This window comes from Streptomyces sp. NPDC020917, from assembly GCF_044333795.1.
GTDB lineage: Bacteria > Actinomycetota > Actinomycetes > Streptomycetales > Streptomycetaceae > Actinacidiphila.
This window is the reverse complement of record NZ_JBIRRR010000006.1, coordinates 484,359-503,006: the sequence shown is the minus strand read 5'-3', so window position 1 is coordinate 503,006 and position 18,648 is coordinate 484,359. Positions and strand designations below refer to the sequence as shown.

The following is an 18,648-nucleotide window of genomic DNA, read 5'->3' as shown; positions in this document are numbered from 1 at the left end:
GTGACGTTGAGGATCGACATCGACGGCCTGCCGCCGGACCGACTGCGGTTCGCCGCCTCCCCGCTGGCCGAGCTGACCGCGATGCTGCACGTGCTGGCCGAACCCGGGCATCACCCGCAGCTCGCCGGCTGGGCCGGGGACGTCTGGGCCGGGCTGCGGCCGGAGTTGGCCGAGCGGCTCAGGGAGGCGGAGTTCCTCTGGCGTTCCTCACGAGCCGACTTCCTGGTCCCCGCCCGTCCCCGGCCGACCCTCGCCGAGGAACTCGACGAGGTGGACCGGATCGACGACGAAACGTATGTGACCGCCGCGCTCATCACCACGTGCGGCAGCAACCGGATCCACTTCGGCGCGCCGTCACCGCTCGCCGACCCGACGGCGCGCGAGCGGGCCCTGGACCTCGCCCAGGCGCGCGGCGCGGTCCAGGAGGCCTTCGCGGAACGGCTGCTCGCGGACCCCGCGGCGGTGCGGGCTCGGGTGCGTGACACCCTCGAGGAGTGCGCCGGGGCCTTCTTCGACGCCGCCTGGACGGGCGTCGCCGTGCAACTCGCCACCGACCTGCGGGTGAAGAACGACCTGCTGAAGCGCCAGGGCGTCGGGGCAGCACTCGCGTCGGTGTCCGGCGCCGTCGCCCTGGCGCCGGACGGCCGCTGCATCATCGTGGACAAGCTGCAGGACAACGCGACCGCCGCCCACGGCACCGGGGTCACCTTCCTGCCCAGCGTCTTCGGCCGGCCGCACCTGGTGGCGGTCCACGCGCCGGGGTGGCAGCCGGTGGTGCAGTACCCCGTCGCCGAGCCGAGCCCACCGGAGCCGGCTTCGCTGGAGACGGTCACGCTACGGCTGGAGGCACTCGCGCATCCGGTACGGCTGCGACTGCTGCGCACCCTGGCCCGCGGCGCCCACACCACCGGTGAGCTGGCCCACGCCTGGGAGCTCTCACCCCCGGAGGTCTCCCGCCACCTCGCCGTCCTGCGCCGCGCGGGCCTGCTGACCGCACGGCGGCAGGGCCGCTACGTCCGCTACACCGTCAACCTGGCCGACCTGACAGCGCTGGGGCCCGACCTGCTGGCGGCCCTGCTGCGCTGAGCAGCTCCGGCCTGCCGGAACGCAGCGGACCGCCGCCTTCGCGCCCTCGCCGGCGGCGTCAGTCGGTCAGGCCGGCGCTGATCAGCCAGATGTGCTCGCAGGTCGAAGAGGCCAGCTGCACCTGCTCGTTGGACTCCTGCGAGGCGTGGTAGAAGCTGCGCTCGATCATCCAGCACAGTGCGCGGGCCATCGCTGACGCCTGCTGGGGTCCGGTGCCGGCCGGGACTTTGGAGCGTTCCAGCACGGCGGTGATGGCCATGATGAACAGGTCCGCCGTGCGGCTCCACAGTTCGCCGATCTCCGGCACGGTCAACGACAGGTCGATCGCCGTACGCATGACCAGGCCGTGCTCGCTCCACAGCTCGACCGTGCGCCGCATGGCCGCCGCGACGGCCTGGCGCGGCTCCTCGGACTGCGCGGTGGCCAGGGACCGCTCCCACAGGTGCTCGACGGTGCGGGCCACCAGCGCCGTGACCACTTCCTGCTTGGAGCCGAAGTAGAAGTACAGGGCGCCGCGCGTGATGCCGACCCGCTGGGCGATGTCGCCGACGGTCATGGCCTCGTAGCCCTTGTCCGCCAGCAGGGCCTCGCAGGCGTCCAGGATGGCCCGCTCGCGGAGATCGCCCTTGCGCTCGGTGGTGCCGCGCCGGCCCCTCGCCGGCCGGCTGTCGGGCGTCACAGCTGCGCGCCCTCGGCGAAGTCCGTCGTACGCGAGAGCGTCTCCCATGCGCGGATGTCCTCGTCGACGGCCGTGCGGGCGGCGGCGATCAGCCGCAGCGCGTCCGAGCCCAGGACGAGGTGGGCCGGCGGCCGGTCGACCGACGCGATGTGCACGACGGCCTCGCCGGCCCTGGCCGGATTGCCCAGCTGGTTCCCGCTGGCCTTCTGCCGCCCTTCCCGGATGGGGACGAACAGCTCGTCGTAGTCGCCGACGGACCGCGTGGCGCGGGTCATGGACCGTCCCGCCCAGTCGGTGCGGAAGGAACCGGGCTCGATCGCCGTCACATGGATCCCGAACTGGGCGACCTCCTTGCCCAGCGCCTCGAGGATGCCTTCCAGGGCGAACTTGCTGCCGCAGTAGGCGGACATGCCGGGCACGGCCATGAGCCCGCCCATGGAGGTGACGGCCATCAGCCGGCCGCTCCGGCGCCGCCGCATGAAGGGCAGCGCCGCCTGCAGGGTGGCCACCGTCCCGAACACGTTGACCTCGAACTGCCGCCGCACCTCGGCCAGCGGGGTCTCCTCGAAGGTGCCCTCCAGGCCGTAGCCGGCGTTGGCGACGACGACGTCCAGCGGGCCGACGTTCCGCTCCACCTCCGCGACCACGGCGGCGACGGCGTCGCTGTCCGTCACGTCCAGGACGCGGCCGTGAGCCGAGCCGGCGCCGAGCGCTTCGAAGGCCCGCAGGTCCTCCTCGGAGCGGACCGTTCCCACGACGGTGTGCCCGGCGGCCAGGGCGGCCTCGGCAAAGGCGCGGCCGAGGCCGCTGCTGACGCCGGTGATGAGCCACTTCTGCTGCTGCATTGCTGCTTCCCCAAGGACGAGGTGAAGGAAGCGGGACCGCTCCCTCACCCCAAAGTCTACATAGCGTCGATTTTTGTCATCGGTGCGTAGATTCTCGCCTCGGGGGAGCGGGAGTCAGCGCCAGCCGAGGCCGGGCGCCACGTGGGTGAGGATGCTCTCCAGGACGTGGGCGTTGTAGTCGACCCCGAGCTGGTTCGGGACGGTGAGCAGCAGGGTGTCCGCGGCCTGGATCGCCTCGTCCTCCCGGAGCAGCTTCACCAGCCGGTCCGGCTCGGCGGCGTACGAGCGTCCGAAGATCGCCTTGGTCGTGTCGTCGATCATGCCGACCTGGTCACGCGAGTTGCGGTCGCGGCCGAAGTAGAGGCGGTCCTTGTCGCTGGTCAGCGCGAAGATGCTGCGGCTGACCGACACCCGCGGCTCGCGCTCGTGACCGGCCTCCTTCCACGCCGCGCGGTACGCCTCGATCTGCTTGCGCTGCTGGACGTGCAGCGGCTCGCCCGTCTCGTCGTTCTTCAGCGTGGAACTCTGCAGGTTCAGCCCGAGCTGCGCCGCCCATTCCGCGGTCGCGTTGGAGCCGGACCCCCACCAGATCCGGTCGCGCAGCCCCTCGGAGTGCGGCTCGACGCGCAGCAGCCCCGGCGGGTTGGGGAACATCGGCCGCGGGTTCGGCTGGGCGAAGCCCCCGCCCTCGATCACCGAGAGGAACGCCTCGGTGTGCCGCCGGGCCATGTCCGCGTCACTCTCCCCGTCGGCAGGCGCGTACCCGAAGTACCGCCAGCCGTCGATCACCTGCTCCGGTGACCCGCGGCTGACGCCGAGCTGCAGCCTGCCACCGGAGATGAGGTCGGCGGCACCGGCGTCCTCCGCCATGTAGAGCGGGTTCTCGTACCGCATGTCGATCACACCGGTACCGATCTCGATCTTCGAGGTCCGCGCCCCGATGGCCGACAGCAGGGGGAAGGGACTCCCCGCCTGCTGCGCGAAGTGGTGCACCCGGAAGTACGCGCCGTCCACCCCCAGCTCCTCCGCCGCGACCGCGAGATCGATCGACTGGTGCAGGAAGTCGGCAGCGGAGCGGGTCTCCGAGTGGGGACTCGGCGACCAGTGTCCGAACGAGAGGAATCCAATCTTTTTCACACCAGGTCACAGCGTCGCAGAGCGCTCCAGGATTCCCGCCCGGGGCCCGGCGGCGATCGCCAGGGGCACTATTGCCCCGGTGCGGAAACCGGCCCCCGTGACAGAGCGCGAGGCGGGCTGGCGTAGCGTCGCGGGTATGCTCCGCCTCTTGCTGACCCGCCGCTGGGTCGCGCTCACCCTGATCTTCATCGCGCTGGTGCTGATCATGTACCGGCTGGGGTGGTGGCAGTTCCACCGCTACCAGGAGACGAAGCGGAACGACCACCGCATCTCGCTGGCCGCGCACGCGCCGCCGGTCTCCGTCGAGACGCTCTCGCACCCCGGCGCGGCGATCCCCGAACGGGACCGGTACCGGCCCGTGACGGTGACCGGTCGCTTCGACGCGGCCGACCAGTTCGTCGTGCGGCGCCGCACCAACGCGGCCGGCAACATCGGCTTCTTCCTGATCACGCCCCTGGTCACCCAGGACGGCAAGGCCGTGCTGGTCAACCGCGGCTGGGTCGCGCCGGACAACAACGACGGCGCGGCCTACCCCGCCGTACCGAAGACCCCGCAGGGCGTGCTCACCCTCACCGGGCGGCTGCAGCCCGACGAGACCTCGAAGCTGAGCCGGATCCGCAACGTCTCCGGACTGCCCCCGCGCCAGTACATGCTGATCAGCAGCACGGAGCAGGCCAAGAACCTCACGGAGCCCGTTCTGGGCGGCTACGTCGAGCTGGTCACCACGAAGCCGGCCCTCGGCGCCGCCTACCAGGCGGAGTCCGTCGCCGGGCCCGACAGCAACAGCCAGTCGACATCGGATGCGGCCATAGTCGGCAAGGGCGTCCACCTGCCGTACGCGATCCAGTGGTGGCTGTTCGCGCTGCTGCTGCCCATCGGCTGGGTCATCCTGTTCCGGCAGGGGCTGAAGGACGAGCGGGAGTCAGCCGAAGCGGCGGAGCCGGCCGAGGCCGCCGAAGTGGCCGCGTAGCCCCACCGCCTGCGCCCGGGGCGGGGGTTCAGCCTGCGCGGCGGAAGTCGAGCATGCAGAAGACCTTGTCGAAGCGGAGTGCGCCGACGGCGACGAAGTCCGGCAGACGGCCGTACTCGGTGAAGCCCAGCGACCGGTAGAGGTGCAGGGCGCCGGCGTTGTCGCCGCGCGCGTCGAGGGTGAGGACCTCGATCCCCGCCTCGCGGGCGTCAGCGATCAGGGCGGCGGTCAGGGCTCGGCCGACGCCCCGGCCATGGGCGGCGCCGTCCACCGCGATCTTCTCCAGATCGGCGTGCGGCCGATGGGTCGGCCGTGCGTAGCGGAGCCAGTACCCCAGGCCGACGAGCCGGCGTTCGACGTACGCGGCACGCAGGGCCCCGTCCCCGCGCCGGACCGCGGACACCACGTGGCCGAGCAGCTCCGCCACCTCGTCCCGCGAGGGCGGTTCGACCCAGCCCAGCGCGGCGCCCCCCTCCACCAGGTCCGCAAGGATCCGGTGAGCCGACTCCGCGAACCGCCCCTCCAGCTCCGCATCGCGAGCCAGCTCCAGCGCGTCGAGGACGACGGGTCCAGCGGCCGCACCGCTGATCGTGGCGGATTCCATGACCGCCACCCTAGCCAGCCGGGGGCTCGCTGCCCGGGCCGCGATGCCGGTCGGCCTGGTCCCGGAGCCAGTCCGAGAACCTCCCCGCGCTTCGGAACGGAGTGAGCGGGTGCTGGAACGTCTCCGTGTAGGTCCAGACTTCCGGGTCGGGACCGGTGCCCTTCAGGTAGTCGAACCAGTAGCCCTGGTGCATGAGGATCACCCTGTCCGTGGAGGCGAGGGCGGCGGGCACGTTGTTCTCCGCCAGCAGGTCCTCGGCGGCTTCGCGCAGGCCGAGAACCGGGGGGTGGAAGACGTCGCTTCCTTCCAGGAAGAGGCCGATGCCACCGCCGGCCAGCTCCAGGAACCGGCGGTAGGCGCCGCCGATCGGTGCCGGCTGATCGTGCTCGACGGCCTCGATCTCTTCCGCGGACAGGCCGATGGGCGTGGAGGCTGTTGCCGCTCTCCGGTCGACCAGGCTCGCAACCACCGCCTCGATGCGCTCCTCAGGCGCCATGAAGGTCCACGCCCGGTCGTCGATCGACGTCGGCGCGCCGTCCGGCTGCTCGGCGGCAGCGGTCCTGGCGATCCGCCTTCGGGCCCACCCGTTGATGACTACACCCCCCGTTGACGTCGTCTCACCCGAGTATCGCCGTTGATGCCCGTCAGGGGACGGCTGCGGGTTCGGGGCAGGCGGTATCGGGGGGCTGGGCGGGGGTGATGCCGATCGTGTTGTCGGGGAAGCGCTGGACGGAGCGCACGCCGGGGAGCAGGTTGAGGAGCAGGCAGGGGGTGCCGATGAGGGCCGCGGCGGCGAGGAGAGCGGTGCGCGTGCCGAGGAACTGGGCGACGGGAGCGGCGGCCGCGTAGCCGGCGGGCATGGCGATCAACGAGATCGTCCAGTCCAGCGAGCTGACCCGGGCCAGCATCTCCTCGGGGAAGAGCTGCTGCTGCGTCGTCGCCAGCACCTCGCCGACGAGCGCGGTCATGGCGAAGGCCACGGCCGTGCCGAGTGCGATGGCGAGGAGCGGGGCGGGGGGAGCGAGCAGGGCCAGCGGGACGGCGCCGATCACCGCGGCCGCGTTGGCGGTGACCAGCGGGCGGCGCGGCCGGAAGCGCAGCGCGGCCAGCCCGCCGGCGATGGAGCCCACCGCCCCGGTGACCGTGATCACGCTCCAGGCGCCGGCCCCGCCGTGGCCGTGCTGCATCACGACCGGGCCCAGGACGAAGAAGAACGCGATCGCGAAGTTCCAGACGCCCCAGCAGAGCAGGTTCGCCAGATACCAGCGGCGCCGGGCCACCGCCGACCAGCCGTCCCGCAGGTCGGCGAGGAAGCGCTGCTTCCCGGGCCGCTGCGGCTGCCTGCGCGGATGCATCCGCGAGACCAGCGCCAGGCTCAGCAGGAAGCTGACGGAGTTGACGAGGATCGCGGTGCCCGGACTGGAGACGGCCAGCAGCAGCGCCGCGAGGGCCGGGCCGATCACCTTGGTGGTGCTGTCGGTCAGGCCGAGCAGGGCGTTCGCCGGCTGCAGGTGCTCCGCGCCGACGAGTTCGGGCAGGACGGCTCTGGAGGCCGGGGTGAAGAAGGCGAAGGCCATGCCGGCGATCGTGTAGGTGACGGCGAACTGCCAGACCGCCGCCTGGTGGAGGAAGATCATCACGGCGAGCAGGCCGTAGCAGACCGCCTGGACGGCGTCGGTCGCCATGAGCACGAGCTTGCGGGACAGCCGGTCCGCCCACACCCCGCCCGCCGGCAGCATCGCCACCTGGCCGACCGCATGGCAGGTGAGGACGGTGCCGACGTCCAGGGCGCTGCCACCCGAGCGCAGGATGGCGAAGACCACGGTCACCGGTATCAGGGCATTGCCCAGAGCGGAGACGCTCCGCGCGATCCACAGGAGCCGGTACGGGCGCTCCCGCAGCGTGCTCAACGACGTCGGCAAGGGCACGGACGGCCCTCCCTTCCGAAGGGTGACGGCTCCGCGCAGGGGCCGGGGTTCTGCTGCACGGGCGGATTCCGGGCAGGCGGCATCGCCGTCCCGCGTGCGTGGCCCGGGGCCGGAGAGGGGATCGGGATCGCGGCGAACGCCGGGGGCGTCGCAGAGAAGGGTCAGGCGGTCATGCGGAACCGCCGCCGGTAGGCCGCGGGCGTCGTGCCGAGCCGCTTGCGCAGCGCGCGATGGAGCGTCTCCACCGAGCCGAGCCCGCACGCGGCGGCGACCCGGTCCAGGGGCTGGTCGGTGCCCTCCAGGAGGCTCCGGGCCGCTTCGACCCGCGCGGCCTCGACATAGGCGGCCGGAGTGGTTCCGGTCTCCTGACGGAAGACGCGCGCGAAGTGGCGCTCGCTCAGGCACATCCGTGCCGCGAGCGCGGTGGCGGACAGGTCGCCGTCCAGGTGGTCGACGATGAACATCCGCAGCTCGTCGATGTCGCGGCGGGCCGCCGGCGGCCGGCTCAGCGGGACCGAGAACTGGCTCTGTCCGCCCCGGCGTCTGACGTACACGACCAGCTGCCGCGCCACCGCCAGGGCGACCTCCTCGCCGAGGTCCTCGGCGACCAGCGCCAGGGCCAGGTCCATGCAGGAGCCGATCCCGGCGCCGGTCCACACGCTGCCGCAGCGCACGAAGATCGGGTCGGGGTCGACGGTGACCCCCGGATGCTCGGCCGCCAGCTGCGCCGCGGCCGACCAGTGCGTCGTCGCCGTCCTGCCGTCCAGCATCCCCGTGGCGGCGAGCAGATGCGTGCCCAGGCACAGGGACACGACCCGCCGGGCCAGCGGTGCGATCCGGGCGATCCAGGCCACGACGTCGGCGTCCACGCGTGGATTCCCGTCCCCGGGGCCGGCTTCCAGCGCCCCGGGGACGAGCAGCGTGTCCAGCACGCCGTCCACCTCGTCGAAGGACAGGTCCGCGACGAGCCGCAGCCCCGCCGACGTGGCCACCTCGCCGCGGGCCGGCGCCGCGAGCTCGACCCGGTAGCCCGCCGCGCCGCCGGTCTCCCGGTCGGCCAGGGCGAAGACCTCGGCCGGGCCGGTCACGTCGAGGAGGTCGACGTCGGGGAGGACCGCGATGACGACGCGGCGGGTGTCGGGCACGGATCCATCCTGACCCGCGCGGCCCGGGGGCGGCAATGACGGTCTGCTGCCAGATCCGGACATGGAGCAGGGACGGGAGTGTCCCCGGTCAGGGCGTGCGGACCCAGAACTCGATCGACAACGGCGGGACGGTCAGGGTCAGTTCGGGGCCGGTGCGGGTGCCGATCGTCGAGTTCCACGGCATGTACGTCACGAAGCCGGCGACCGCGTTCCAGTTCTGCGGGTTGACGTCCCAGCGCCCGACGGGGATGTCCGGGAGGTGGCTGAAGTCGGTGTCGCCCGGCGGCCGCCAGCAGCCGAGGGAGTATCCGGGGGCCGCGGCTGGTCGGGGGAGGAGCCGGTATCGCCGAGCGGGGAGGTGGGCACGGTGGTCTCCGTTCGCTGGTGAGTGGTGCTCAGAAGCGGGCTACGGTGTAGCGGTCCACGGCGGCCTCGTCGAGTTCGAAGCCGAGCCCGGGTCCCTGCGGGACGGTCAGGGCGCCGTCGCGGAACTCGGGCGGATTGCGGAGGATGCCCTCGCGGATCGGGTTGGGCAGCCGGTTGTACTCGTAGGTGCGCAGGTTGGGGGTCGCCGCGCACAACTGCAGGGCCGCGCACAGGCTGACGCCCGAGCCGACGCCGTGCGGAGCGACGTCGACGTGGAAGGCGGAGGCGAGCGCGGCCAGGCGGGTGGCCTCGGTGATGCCGCCGCTGCGGGCGACATTGGGCATGAAGACGTCGATCGCCCGGTGCAGCAGCGAGTCGCGCAGGTCGAAGCGGGTGAAGTGGGTCTCGCCGTTGACGATGGTCAGGCCGGTGCGGCGGCGCAGTTCCGCGAGGTTGGCCAGGTCGTCGACCTGCAACGGCTCCTCGTACCAGGAGATGTCCAGGTCGCGCAGGACAGCGCCGACGCGCGTCGCCTCGTCGAGGTCGTAGGCGCAGTTGGCGTCGGTCAGCACCGCCACGTCCTCGCCGACGGCCTCGCGGACCGCGGCCAGGTGCGCGCGGTCGGTCCGCACGCCGCGGCCGATCTTCACCTTGAGCGCGGTGAACCCGGCCTCGACGAAGCCGAGCGCCTGGCGCGCGGAGTCCTCGGGGTCGGTGTGCAGCGCCACGGGGCTGGCGTAGCAGGGGACGCGCTCGCGGACCGGGCCTCCCAGCAGGCGGTGCACCGGCAGGCCGGCGACCTTGCCGCGCAGGTCCCACAGCGCCAGGTCGATCCCGGCCAGGGCTTCGAGGTAGAACCCGCGGTTGTGGCCGCCGGCGGCCTGGCCCTGGTACAGCCGCTCCCAGACGGCGGTGGTGGCCATGCCGTCCTGGCCGACGAGCAGGGGGGCCAGCACGTGGGACACGACGGTCGCGGTGACCTCGGCCGACGGCAGCCCGTAGCACTCTCCGATGCCGACGCGGCCGTCCTCGGCGTGCACCTTGACCAACGTGGCGTACTGGCCGCGCCTGGGCAGGACGAGGTGGCTGGAGGCGGGGTAGCGGAGCCAGCCGGGGACGTCGTCGGGGGAGTCGTACAGGTCGTCGAAGCTGGCGTGCAGGGCCAGGGCCTCGACCTTGGCGATGCGGACTGCGGTGTCGCTCACGGGGTCTCCAGTTGTCGGGCCGTCCGGCCCGCGGGTGGCGGACCGGACGGCTGGCCTGCCTGACGGGCGGCGGCCGGCGTTACGAGGGGTCAGGCCGCGATCGCAGCGAGGTCCTGGGTGCCGTCCCGGGAGGTCTCCCGGCCGGCGAGTACGGCGATGGCGGTGACCACGCAGCCGGCGATCACGTACAGCGCGACCAGCGTGTAGGAGCCGCTGGCGGCCACCAGGGCGGTGCCGATGAACGGGGCGGTGCCGCCGAAGAGGGCGCCGCCGATCTCCCGGCCGGCGCTCACCCCGCTGTAGCGCACGCGGGCGTCGAACTGCTCGGCGACCAGGGCGGCTTGCGGCCCGAAGACCATGTCCTTGCAGATCGGGATGGCGAGCACCATCGCCAGGAAGATCAGGGGCGTGTTCCTGGTGCCCAGCAGCAGGAAGAAGGGGAAGGCGTACGCGACGGTGCACACCAGGCCGGTGATCACCATGACGCGTCTTCCGATGACGTCGGAGAGCCAGCCCCAGAACGGGATCGCGGCGATCTCCAGCGCGGAGGCGACCGCGACCGCCCAGAGCATCGTCGCCTTGTGGATGTGGAGCGTCTTGGTGGCGTAGGAGATGCCGAACGCCTGGATCAGGTAGCCCCACACGAAGCCGGAGACGGTGATGCCCATGGTGCGCAGCACGGCTCCGGGCTGCTTGCGCAGGGTGAGCAGCAGCGGGAAGCGGACCGTCCTGCCCTGGTCCTCGAGGTCGGCGAAGACCGGCGTCTCGTCGATGCCGTGCCGCACGATCAGGCCGAAGAGCACCAGCACCGCGCTGGCCAGGAACGGCACGCGCCAGCCCCAGGAGTTGAAGGAGGCGTCGGGCAGCATGCTCACCAGCGCGAAGACCGCGGTGGCGAGCACGAAGCCCGCCCCGGTGCCCATGGCGGGGACGGCACCGAACAGGCCGCGGCGGCGCGGTGGCGCGTTCTCCACGGTCAGCAGCGTGGCGCCGGCGAACTCGCCGCCGACCGCGATGCCCTGGCAGATCCGCAGCGTCACCAGCAGGATCGGCGCCCACACGCCGGCGACGGCATGCGTGGGGAGGACGCCGATCAGGGTGGTCGCCAGACCCATGCCGAGCATCGTGATCAGCAGGACGAACCTGCGGCCGATCCGGTCACCGAGGTGCCCGAAGACGATGCCGCCGATCGGCCGGGCGGCGAAGCCGACGCCGAAGGTGGCGAAGGAGGCCAGCGTGCCGTTGACGCCGGCCGAACCGAAGAACAGCGGACCGAACACCAGCGCCGAGGCCAGGCCGTAGAGGTTGAAGTCGTACCACTCCATGACGGTGCCCACGGTGCTGGCCACCATCGTGCGCCTGCTGGGCCGCAGGTGTTGCGTGTCCACGGTTCCGTCTTCGGTCGTTGCCAGACCGGTCATGGGAGACCTCACCTTGCTCGGGGGACGGTGCTGACGGGGTCGGCTTACCGTATGCGATATACGAAATAAGGAACAGGGGTGATGTCAAGATTCTTCTCAGCCGTACGGGCGGGCCGGCGGCGCGGTGACCGCGGTGGGACTCCCCAGCACGGCACCGGCGGTTGCGTCCGGTCGTCGAAGGCGGTGGCGGGCGGTCGTCACCCACATCCGGCCGCCGCCGAACGCCACGCTCGACACGTGCGGCGTGGGGACGGCGACCGTACGGACGAGTGCGCCGGCGGCGGAGTAGGCGCGGACCTCGGCCGCGCCCCATACGGCGACCCACAGCAGGCCGGCGTCGTCCACGGCCATGCCGTCCGGGCGGCCCTCGCCCGCGGCGAACCGCACCATCGGGTGCGGGCGGCCGAGCGCGCCGGACCCCGGGTCGAGCGGAAACCGGTGGATCGTGCGGGCAGCGCTGTCGGCCAGGTACATCGCCGTGCCGTCCGCGCTGAACGCCGGCCCGTTGGGCACCCCGAGGCCGTGGAGCACGCGGTGCACCGACCCGTCGGGATCGAGCCGGTGCAACGACCCCGCGCCCGGCGAACCGTCAGCCGCCATGCTGCCCGCCCAGAAGCGCCCGGCGGGGTCGCAGGCGCCGTCGTTCATCCGCATCGGGGTGCCGGCGGCCTCCTCCGGCCTCGCGAGCCAGTCCGGGGGACCGGCCCCTGGGCCGACCAGCGCGAAGCCCGTTCCGGCGGCCGCGATCCACCACCCCGGCCGCCCCGCCACCGGGGCGACCGCGCCCAGGGGTACGCCGAGGCGCTGTAGCCGTTCGACCCGTTCCGCATGGCGCGCCGCTGTCCGGTGGCGGTACAGGTCGCCCGCCAGCAGGTCCACGAACACCAGCCGCCCGCCGGACCACCGGGCGCCTTCGGCGAGTCGGAAGCGGTCGGGGCCGACGGCCTCCCAGCCTCCGGCGGCGACGGGGGAGTTGGGCATGTTGGGCACGGTCATCGCAGGGCGCTTTCCGGCGCGGTGCGCAGCAGACCGAGTTCCTCGCGCGACGGAAGCCCCTCCCAGTCGCCCCGGGAGGCGACCGCGAAGGCCCCGGTGGTGACCCCGCGGTCCAGCCGGGCCTCCAACGGCTCTCCGTCGAGGACGGCGGACAGATACCCGGCCACGAAGGCGTCGCCGGCGCCCACGGTGTCCCGTACCGGGACCGCGACGGCCGGCAGCGACACCCGGCCCTCGGCGGTGAAGGCGGTGGCCCCCGCGCCGCCCCGCTTGACGACGACCTCGTCCACGCCCTGCGCCAGCAGCGCGGCCACCTGCGCGTCCTCGCCGGCCGCACCGGCCGGTGCGGCCAGCGGCAGTTCGTCCTCCGAGGCGATCAGGACGTCGATGTGCCGCACGAGGGGTCGGAGCGCCTCGGCGGCCTCCTCGCGCGACCACAGGCGCGCGCGGTGGTTGACGTCCAGGCAGACCAGCGCGCCCTGTTCGGCTGCCCGGCGGGCGGCGGTCTCGACCGCCCGCCGCGGCCCGCCGCCCAGCGCGGCGGTCACTCCGGTCAGGTGGACGATGCGGGCGCCCGCCGAGAGCGCGTGGCGCAGACGGTCGGGTGTCAGCCGGGAACCCGCCGAGCCGCTGCGGTAGTAGGACACGCGGACCCGGTCCGCCACCCGCGGCTCGAACACCACCAGGCCGGTCGGCGCGGCATCGGTGATCCCGGCATGCGTGAGGTCCACCCCCTCGGCCCGCAGGGTGCGCCGCACCAGGCGGCCGAACTCGTCGGCCCCGGTCAGCCCGGCCCAGCCGGCCCGGTGGCCGAGCCGCGCCAGGCCGATGGCCACGTTGGACTCCGCGCCCGCCACCGACAGCCGCAGCGGGCCGCCCATGATGAGCGGGTCGTCCGCGCGCAGCGCGGCCATGGTCTCGCCGAAGGTGAGGACGTCGGTCGCCGCGGCGGTCGCCCGCGGTCCGTCGGCCGGGCGGCCCGTCACGACGCACCTTCGAGCGGGGTGCCTTCGACCGCGCGCAGGTAGTCCGCCACCCGCGCCGCCAGCGCACCCGGCTCCCCGGTCCCGGCGGCCGCGCCGCCGATCAGCGGAGAGCCGACGCCGACCGCGGTGGCGCCCGCCGCCAGGTAGCCGCGCACGGCCGCCTCGTCGACGCCGCCGACCGGGACGAACGGCACGTCGGGAAAGGGCGCCCGCAGCGCCCGGAGGTACGGGACGCCGCCCAGCGAGGCGGGGAAGAGCTTGATCGCGGCCGCACCCGCGGCCAGGGCCGCGACGACCTCGGTGGGCGTCAACGCCCCTGCCAGCACCGGCAGTCCGAGGTCGTGGCAGGCTGCGAGCGCGCCGGTGATGCCGGGCGTCACGGCGAACGCCGCTCCCGCCGCGGCGGCCTGCTCCGCATCGGCGGGCGTCAGCACCGTGCCGGCGCCGAGCAGCGCGCCGGGTCCGAGTTCCGCGCGGGCGCGGGCGATGACTCCCGGTGCGCCGGCCGTGGTGAGCGAGACCTCGACGGCGCCGACGCCGAGCCGGAAGAGGGAGAGGACCGTGTCGAGCGCCGCACCTGGATCGTCGCCGCGGACGATGGCGAGGAGCCGGTGCGAGCGCAGGGCGGAGACGAGGGGATCGGTGGGGCGCGTCGTGGGAGACACGGCTGTGGGCACGGCGGCAGGCCCGGCTGCGGGTGCGGCCGGGGGCACGGTGAGGGAAGCACCGTCGTCGGCAGGCATGGCGACTCCTTGATGTTATTTAGTAGATCGTATACTTTCTGATCGGGATCTCCACCCTGAGCCCCGACGACCTTCGGCGGAGCCGGCCGGGCCCGCCCATCTCCTGAGGAGCGGCCCCATGACCCGAACAGCCCTGGTCACCGGGGCGGCCGGCGGCATCGGCCGCGCCGTGGCCGCTCGTCTGCTGTCGGACGGCCTGCGGGTGGCCGGCCTGGACCTGGTCGATCCCGGGCTCCCCGGCGCCACCTACCACCGCGCGGACGTCACCGACGCCGACGAGGTGGCCGCGGCCGTCAGGTCCGTGACCGCCGAGCACGGCGGCGTCGACGTCCTGGTCGCCTGTGCCGGGGTGACGGAGGGCGCCCCGCTGGACCGCACCACGGAGGAGGACTGGGACCGGGTGCTGCGGGCGAACCTCACGTCCGCGTTCCTGTGCATCCGCGCGGTGCTGCCGGCCATGGTCGCCGCGCGCGGCGGCGCCGTCGTCACCATCGGATCGGTCCTGCACCGCACCGCCGCCCCGGGTCTGCCCGCCTACGCGGCGGCCAAGGGGGCGCTGGCCGCGCTCGGTCGCCAACTCGCGGTGGACTACGGCCGGTTCGGGATCTCGTTCGTCACCGTCTCGCCCGGCTGGGTGCGCACGCCGGCGACCGAGTCGCGCCTGGACGGCGAGGGCGACCTCGCCCGGCTGCGGCAGAGCAACCCCGCGGGCCTGCTCGCCACCCCCGAACAGGTCGCCGCGGCCGTCGCGTTCGCCGCCTCGCCGGACGCCCTGCTGATGAACGGCCAGGAGTTCGTCCTGGACGCGGGCGCCTCCGCGGTCAGCCCCGCGAGCCTGCTGCGGGACGGCCACCGCGTCCGCATGGGGCTGCCGCCGCTCGACGGTGCCTGATCACCACGGGCTCGCCGGAGCCCGTGGGGTTCCCTGCCGACGTCCATGGGATATCGCATACGATGACCGCATGGCGGAGAACACGTGGGCCGCGCGGCTGCCCCAGGTCAAGAGCAAGGCGGAGCTGGTCCACGAGACCCTGCGGCAGGCGATCGCGGAGGGCGACCTGCGGCCGGGCGAGCGGATCAACATGGACGAGCTCTCCCGCACCCTGGGCGTCAGCAAGATCCCGGTGCGCGAGGCGATCAAGCGGCTGGAGTCCGAGGGGCTCGTCACCTCGCAACTGCACGCCGGTGTCGTCGTCTCCGAGGTCGACACGACCGAGATGCGCGGCGTCTTCCTCGCCCGTGAGGCGATCGAGGGACTCGCCGCCCGGCTGGCCACCGAACGCGTCGACGACGCGCTCCTGGCCGAGCTGGAACGGATCCAGGACGCCATGCGCGCCGCACTCGACCAGGGTGCGGTGGAACAACTGCCGGGCCTCAACTCCGACTTCCACGGGGTCCTGGCGGCCGCCGGCGGCTACCGGATCCTCGGCGAGCTGACCGAGCAGCTCCTGATGACCGTCCGCAGGTACCGCATCACCACGCCCCGCAACGACGAGAACTGGCGCGACGTCGTCAACGAGCACGACGCCATCGTCACCGCGCTGCGCGCCCGCGATCCGGAGGCCGCCGCCGCGGCGGCGCAGGCCCACGTCGCCTCCCAGGCCGGCCACGAGATGCTGACCGCCGGCGGACCGGACGCCTGACACCCGCCCCGCGGCACCCCCCGGTCCCGGTCGGCCGGTGTGTCAGCTCCGGGCGGCGCAGCGGAAACCGAGGTTCCCGGACGAGGACTCCGGCGCGTTGGCCGACCGGGCCGCCACCCGGTACCGGTGGCAGTACGAGGCGTGGCACAGGTAGGAGCCGCCGCGCATCACCCGGCCCTGGCCGAACCGCGGGCCGGCCGGATTGTCCTGCGGGGAGCGCCGGTAGTAGTACGGGGAGAACCAGTCCGCGCACCACTCCCAGACGTTGCCCGCCATGTTCCACAGCCCGAAGTCGTTGGGCGCGAAACTGCGCGCGGGGGCGGTGGTGAGGTAGCCGTCGGCCATGGTGCTGTGCGTGGGGAAGGTGCCCTGCCAGATGTTGCAGCGGTGCTCGCCGCCCGGCGTGAGGTCGTCCCCCCAGGCGAAGCGCCGCCCCGCGTGGCCGCCGCGTGCCGCGTACTCCCACTCCGCCTCGGTGAGCAGCCGCTTGCCCGCCCAGCGGCAGTACGCCAGGGCGTCGTGATGGGACACGTGGACCACGGGGTGGTCCAGCAGTCCGTCCAGGTCGGAGGCCGGCCCCCCGGGGTGCGCCCACGTCGCGCCCCTCACCGTGCACCACCACGGCGTTCCTTCGACCCGCCCCAGGACCGCCTCGTCGGGACCCGCCACCGCGAGGTGGAACACCGCCGACGAACCGTAGCGTTCGGCCTGCGTCACGTACCCCGTGTCCTCGACGAAGGCGGCGAACTCGGCGTTCGTGACCGCGGCCGGATCGACCGCGAACGGATCGACGCGGACCCGGTGCACGGGCCTCTCACCGTCGGCGGGGTAGCCCTCGTCGAACGCGTCACCCATGGCGAACTCCCCGCCGGGCAGCAGGACGGGTTCCTGCAGCGCACCGCCTGGTGCGCGTCGCTCCGAAGGCGGCGCGAGGGGCAGCAGCCGGCCCTGTTCTGCGGGGGAGAGGAGCCCCGGCTCAGGCCGCGGCGCGCAGCATGCCCGGGGCGCGCCGCCGGCCGTGTCGTGAGCGGGCGGGAACGGCTCCACGGGAGCGGTGGTGTCGTCGTGGGTCAACGCGCTGTCCTGTCGTGGGGGCCGGCTTCCGCCGGTGCACGGCCGGTGTCGTGGAGGGCGACCGGCCGGGGACGGCGCCAGCCGGCTCGGGCACCGCTGCCGGACATCGTATACGGGCCCGGATCGGACGGACCGGGCGATCCGGTCCCGGGCCAGGTCACAGGCCCGGACGCCGCGCCGGAGGCCCTGGGTAGGCTCGTGCCGTCGTAATCCTGGAACGAGACAAGGAGCCCGCGTGGCCCAGCCCAACATCGTTCTCGTCTGCGTCGACCAGTGGCGGGGGGACGCCCTGTCGGCCGCCGGCCACCCGGTCGTCCGCACGCCCTACCTCGACCAACTGGCGGGTGAGGGGACGCGGTTCAGCCGCGGCTACTCCGCGACGCCGACCTGCGTGCCCGCCCGCGTCGCCCTGATGACCGGTCAGTCGCAGGAGGCCCACGGCCGGGTGGGCTACACCGACGGCATCCCGTTCGACCGGACCCATCCGGTGTCCCTGCCCCGGGAGCTGGGACGGGCCGGCTACCAGACGCAGGCGATCGGGAAGATGCACGTGTGGCCCGAGCGGTCCCGCATCGGCTTCGACGAGATCCTGCTGCACGACGGCTACCTGCACTTCGCGCGGCGCCGCAACGTCCGCGACCTGCGCGAGGTGGACGACTACCTGCCGTGGCTGCGCCGGCAGCCCGGCGCCACCGCCGACGAGGACTACACCGACAACGGCCTCAACTGCAACAGCGTGGTGGCCCGCCCCTGGGACAAGCCGGAGTCGCTGCACCCCACCACCTGGGTCGCCACTGAGGCCGTCAACTGGCTGTACCGGCGCGACCCCACCCGCCCGTTCTTCCTGTACCTGTCCTTCCACCGCCCGCACTCGCCGCTCGACCCGCCGCAGTGGGCCTTCGACCAGTACGTCGGCGGCCCGCCCGCGGATCCCCCGGTCGGGGACTGGACCGGCGACTGGGCGGCGTTCCGCCGGGACGGCGCGCACGACGCCCTCGTGGGGCGGCAGTCCGACGACGTCCATCACCGGGCCAAGGCCGGCTACTACGGCCACATGTCCCACATCGACCAGCAGGTCAACCGCTTCCTGGAAGCCCTCGCGGAGCAGGGGCTCCGGGACGACACCGTGGTGGTGTTCGTCTCCGACCACGGCGACATGATGGGCGACCACGACATGTACCGGAAGGGATACGGCTACGAGGGCTCGGCCCACGTCCCGCTGATCGTCTCCGCACCGGAGGGCTTCGGCCCGCGGGGCACCGTCGTCGACGACGTCGTGGAACTGCGCGACCTGATGCCGACCCTCCTCGACCTCGCGGGTGCGCCGGTTCCCGACAGCGTCGACGGGCGCAGCCTGGTCCCGTTCCTGCGCGGGGAGACCCCGGCGGACTGGCGCGCGTCGCTGCACGGCGAGCACACGATCCTCGGCCAGTCCTGCCAGTGGGTCACCGACGGGCGCCGCAAGTTCGTCTGGCTGTCCGGCGAGGGGCAGGAGCAGTTCTTCGATCTCGTCGAGGACCCGCAGGAGTTGCACAACCTGGCCCGCGACACGGCGCGCGCCGAGGAGGTCGGGCAGTGGCGGCAGCTGCTCGTCGAAGCCCTGGCCGGGCGCGAGGAGGGCTACGTCCAGGACGGGCGGCTGGTGCCCGGCCGCCCCACCGTGTCGCTGCTCGCCCATGCGCGGGAGGCGGCCGGGATCGACGACTGACACGGCCGCGCCGGCGCGCACTCGGGCCGGAACGGGGCAGGTCCCGGGTTCGCGCCGCGCATCCGCGCGGGCCGCTTCACCCGTGACGCTTCGGCAGGCGCCGAAGCAACGG

At 73.4% G+C, this 18,648-nt stretch carries 18 protein-coding genes; 5 read left to right on the top strand and 13 right to left on the bottom strand.

From position 1 onward, the window contains the following. The gene (locus ACH4TG_RS16770) at positions 1 to 1,086 is read left to right on the top strand and encodes a DUF5937 family protein (RefSeq protein WP_398243034.1); all 1,086 of its coding nucleotides are present in this window, start codon (positions 1 to 3) and stop codon (positions 1,084 to 1,086) included. 58 nt (positions 1,087 to 1,144) lie between these two features. Here the strand turns inward: ACH4TG_RS16770 and ACH4TG_RS16765 are convergent, their stop codons facing one another. From ACH4TG_RS16765 to ACH4TG_RS16755, 3 genes are all read right to left on the bottom strand, one after another. Continuing rightward, a complete protein-coding gene (locus tag ACH4TG_RS16765; RefSeq protein WP_398243033.1) occupies positions 1,145 to 1,765 on the bottom strand; it encodes a TetR/AcrR family transcriptional regulator in 621 nt (206 codons plus the stop codon). Next, a complete protein-coding gene (locus tag ACH4TG_RS16760; RefSeq protein WP_398243032.1) occupies positions 1,762 to 2,610 on the bottom strand; it encodes an oxidoreductase in 849 nt (282 codons plus the stop codon). The genes ACH4TG_RS16765 and ACH4TG_RS16760 overlap by 4 nt, the downstream gene beginning before the upstream one ends. A gap of 114 nt (positions 2,611 to 2,724) precedes the next feature. Beyond that, positions 2,725 to 3,747 (bottom strand): LLM class flavin-dependent oxidoreductase, encoded by a 1,023-nt coding sequence (locus tag ACH4TG_RS16755; RefSeq protein WP_398243031.1) that lies wholly within the window; start codon positions 3,745 to 3,747, stop codon positions 2,725 to 2,727. Between the two features lie 136 nt (positions 3,748 to 3,883). Here ACH4TG_RS16755 and ACH4TG_RS16750 point away from each other — a divergent pair, with 136 nt between their 5' ends. Then, on the top strand, positions 3,884 to 4,717 hold the full coding sequence (locus tag ACH4TG_RS16750; RefSeq protein ID WP_398243030.1) for an SURF1 family protein: 834 nt from the start codon (positions 3,884 to 3,886) through the stop codon (positions 4,715 to 4,717). Positions 4,718 to 4,745: 28 nt separating this feature from the next. On the opposite strand, the gene ACH4TG_RS16745 is transcribed toward ACH4TG_RS16750, so the two are convergent. From ACH4TG_RS16745 to ACH4TG_RS16705, 9 genes are all read right to left on the bottom strand, one after another. Continuing rightward, positions 4,746 to 5,321 carry a GNAT family N-acetyltransferase gene (locus ACH4TG_RS16745; protein WP_398243029.1) on the bottom strand — a complete coding sequence of 192 codons (576 nt, stop codon included), beginning with the start codon at positions 5,319 to 5,321 and terminating at the stop codon, positions 4,746 to 4,748. A gap of 10 nt (positions 5,322 to 5,331) precedes the next feature. Next, positions 5,332 to 5,817 (bottom strand): SMI1/KNR4 family protein, encoded by a 486-nt coding sequence (locus tag ACH4TG_RS16740; protein ID WP_398243028.1) that lies wholly within the window; start codon positions 5,815 to 5,817, stop codon positions 5,332 to 5,334. Positions 5,818 to 5,965: 148 nt separating this feature from the next. Continuing rightward, positions 5,966 to 7,249 carry an MFS transporter gene (locus ACH4TG_RS16735; protein WP_398243027.1) on the bottom strand — a complete coding sequence of 428 codons (1,284 nt, stop codon included), beginning with the start codon at positions 7,247 to 7,249 and terminating at the stop codon, positions 5,966 to 5,968. Between the two features lie 161 nt (positions 7,250 to 7,410). Further along, positions 7,411 to 8,394: a GlxA family transcriptional regulator gene (locus ACH4TG_RS16730; RefSeq protein WP_398243026.1), complete on the bottom strand. Its 984-nt coding sequence runs from the start codon at positions 8,392 to 8,394 to the stop codon at positions 7,411 to 7,413. 395 nt (positions 8,395 to 8,789) lie between these two features. Next, positions 8,790 to 9,965, bottom strand: coding sequence for a mandelate racemase/muconate lactonizing enzyme family protein (locus ACH4TG_RS16725; RefSeq protein WP_398243025.1), 1,176 nt, complete (start codon positions 9,963 to 9,965; stop codon positions 8,790 to 8,792). Positions 9,966 to 10,054: 89 nt separating this feature from the next. Then, positions 10,055 to 11,386, bottom strand: a complete 1,332-nt coding sequence (locus ACH4TG_RS16720; RefSeq protein ID WP_398243024.1) for an MFS transporter — start codon at positions 11,384 to 11,386, stop codon at positions 10,055 to 10,057. Between the two features lie 96 nt (positions 11,387 to 11,482). Continuing rightward, positions 11,483 to 12,367: an SMP-30/gluconolactonase/LRE family protein gene (locus tag ACH4TG_RS16715; protein WP_398243023.1), complete on the bottom strand. Its 885-nt coding sequence runs from the start codon at positions 12,365 to 12,367 to the stop codon at positions 11,483 to 11,485. Between the two features lie 11 nt (positions 12,368 to 12,378). Continuing rightward, positions 12,379 to 13,296, bottom strand: a complete 918-nt coding sequence (locus ACH4TG_RS16710; RefSeq protein WP_398243059.1) for a sugar kinase — start codon at positions 13,294 to 13,296, stop codon at positions 12,379 to 12,381. Between the two features lie 68 nt (positions 13,297 to 13,364). Next, complete coding sequence (locus ACH4TG_RS16705; RefSeq protein WP_398243022.1) at positions 13,365 to 14,111, bottom strand: bifunctional 4-hydroxy-2-oxoglutarate aldolase/2-dehydro-3-deoxy-phosphogluconate aldolase; 747 nt, start codon at positions 14,109 to 14,111, stop codon at positions 13,365 to 13,367. A gap of 118 nt (positions 14,112 to 14,229) precedes the next feature. Between ACH4TG_RS16705 and ACH4TG_RS16700 the strand changes: the two genes are divergently transcribed. Beyond that, positions 14,230 to 15,003 carry an SDR family NAD(P)-dependent oxidoreductase gene (locus ACH4TG_RS16700; protein ID WP_398243021.1) on the top strand — a complete coding sequence of 258 codons (774 nt, stop codon included), beginning with the start codon at positions 14,230 to 14,232 and terminating at the stop codon, positions 15,001 to 15,003. Between the two features lie 70 nt (positions 15,004 to 15,073). Next, positions 15,074 to 15,754, top strand: a complete 681-nt coding sequence (locus tag ACH4TG_RS16695) for a GntR family transcriptional regulator (RefSeq protein ID WP_398243020.1) — start codon at positions 15,074 to 15,076, stop codon at positions 15,752 to 15,754. Between the two features lie 42 nt (positions 15,755 to 15,796). Here the strand turns inward: ACH4TG_RS16695 and ACH4TG_RS16690 are convergent, their stop codons facing one another. Beyond that, complete coding sequence (locus tag ACH4TG_RS16690) at positions 15,797 to 16,696, bottom strand: formylglycine-generating enzyme family protein (RefSeq protein ID WP_398243058.1); 900 nt, start codon at positions 16,694 to 16,696, stop codon at positions 15,797 to 15,799. 367 nt (positions 16,697 to 17,063) lie between these two features. On the opposite strand from ACH4TG_RS16690, the gene ACH4TG_RS16685 reads away from it, so the two are divergent. Then, positions 17,064 to 18,536, top strand: a complete 1,473-nt coding sequence (locus tag ACH4TG_RS16685; protein WP_398243019.1) for an arylsulfatase — start codon at positions 17,064 to 17,066, stop codon at positions 18,534 to 18,536. Positions 18,537 to 18,648 lie beyond the last annotated feature (112 nt).

Excerpts from the sequence above, each read along its gene's own strand:
- ACH4TG_RS16715 (WP_398243023.1), bottom strand. The coding sequence starts at position 12,367 with ATGCCCAACTCCCCCGTCGCCGCCGGAGGCTGGGAGGCCGTCGGCCCC.
- ACH4TG_RS16745 (WP_398243029.1), bottom strand. The coding sequence starts at position 5,321 with ATGGAATCCGCCACGATCAGCGGTGCGGCCGCTGGACCCGTCGTCCTC.
- ACH4TG_RS16695 (WP_398243020.1), top strand. The coding sequence starts at position 15,074 with ATGGCGGAGAACACGTGGGCCGCGCGGCTGCCCCAGGTCAAGAGCAAG.
- ACH4TG_RS16700 (WP_398243021.1), top strand. The coding sequence starts at position 14,230 with ATGACCCGAACAGCCCTGGTCACCGGGGCGGCCGGCGGCATCGGCCGC.
- ACH4TG_RS16740 (WP_398243028.1), bottom strand. The coding sequence starts at position 5,817 with ATGGCGCCTGAGGAGCGCATCGAGGCGGTGGTTGCGAGCCTGGTCGAC.
- ACH4TG_RS16760 (WP_398243032.1), bottom strand. The coding sequence starts at position 2,610 with ATGCAGCAGCAGAAGTGGCTCATCACCGGCGTCAGCAGCGGCCTCGGC.
- ACH4TG_RS16720 (WP_398243024.1), bottom strand. The coding sequence starts at position 11,386 with ATGACCGGTCTGGCAACGACCGAAGACGGAACCGTGGACACGCAACAC.
- ACH4TG_RS16710 (WP_398243059.1), bottom strand. The coding sequence starts at position 13,296 with ATGGCCGCGCTGCGCGCGGACGACCCGCTCATCATGGGCGGCCCGCTG.
- ACH4TG_RS16705 (WP_398243022.1), bottom strand. The coding sequence starts at position 14,111 with ATGCCTGCCGACGACGGTGCTTCCCTCACCGTGCCCCCGGCCGCACCC.
- ACH4TG_RS16750 (WP_398243030.1), top strand. The coding sequence starts at position 3,884 with ATGCTCCGCCTCTTGCTGACCCGCCGCTGGGTCGCGCTCACCCTGATC.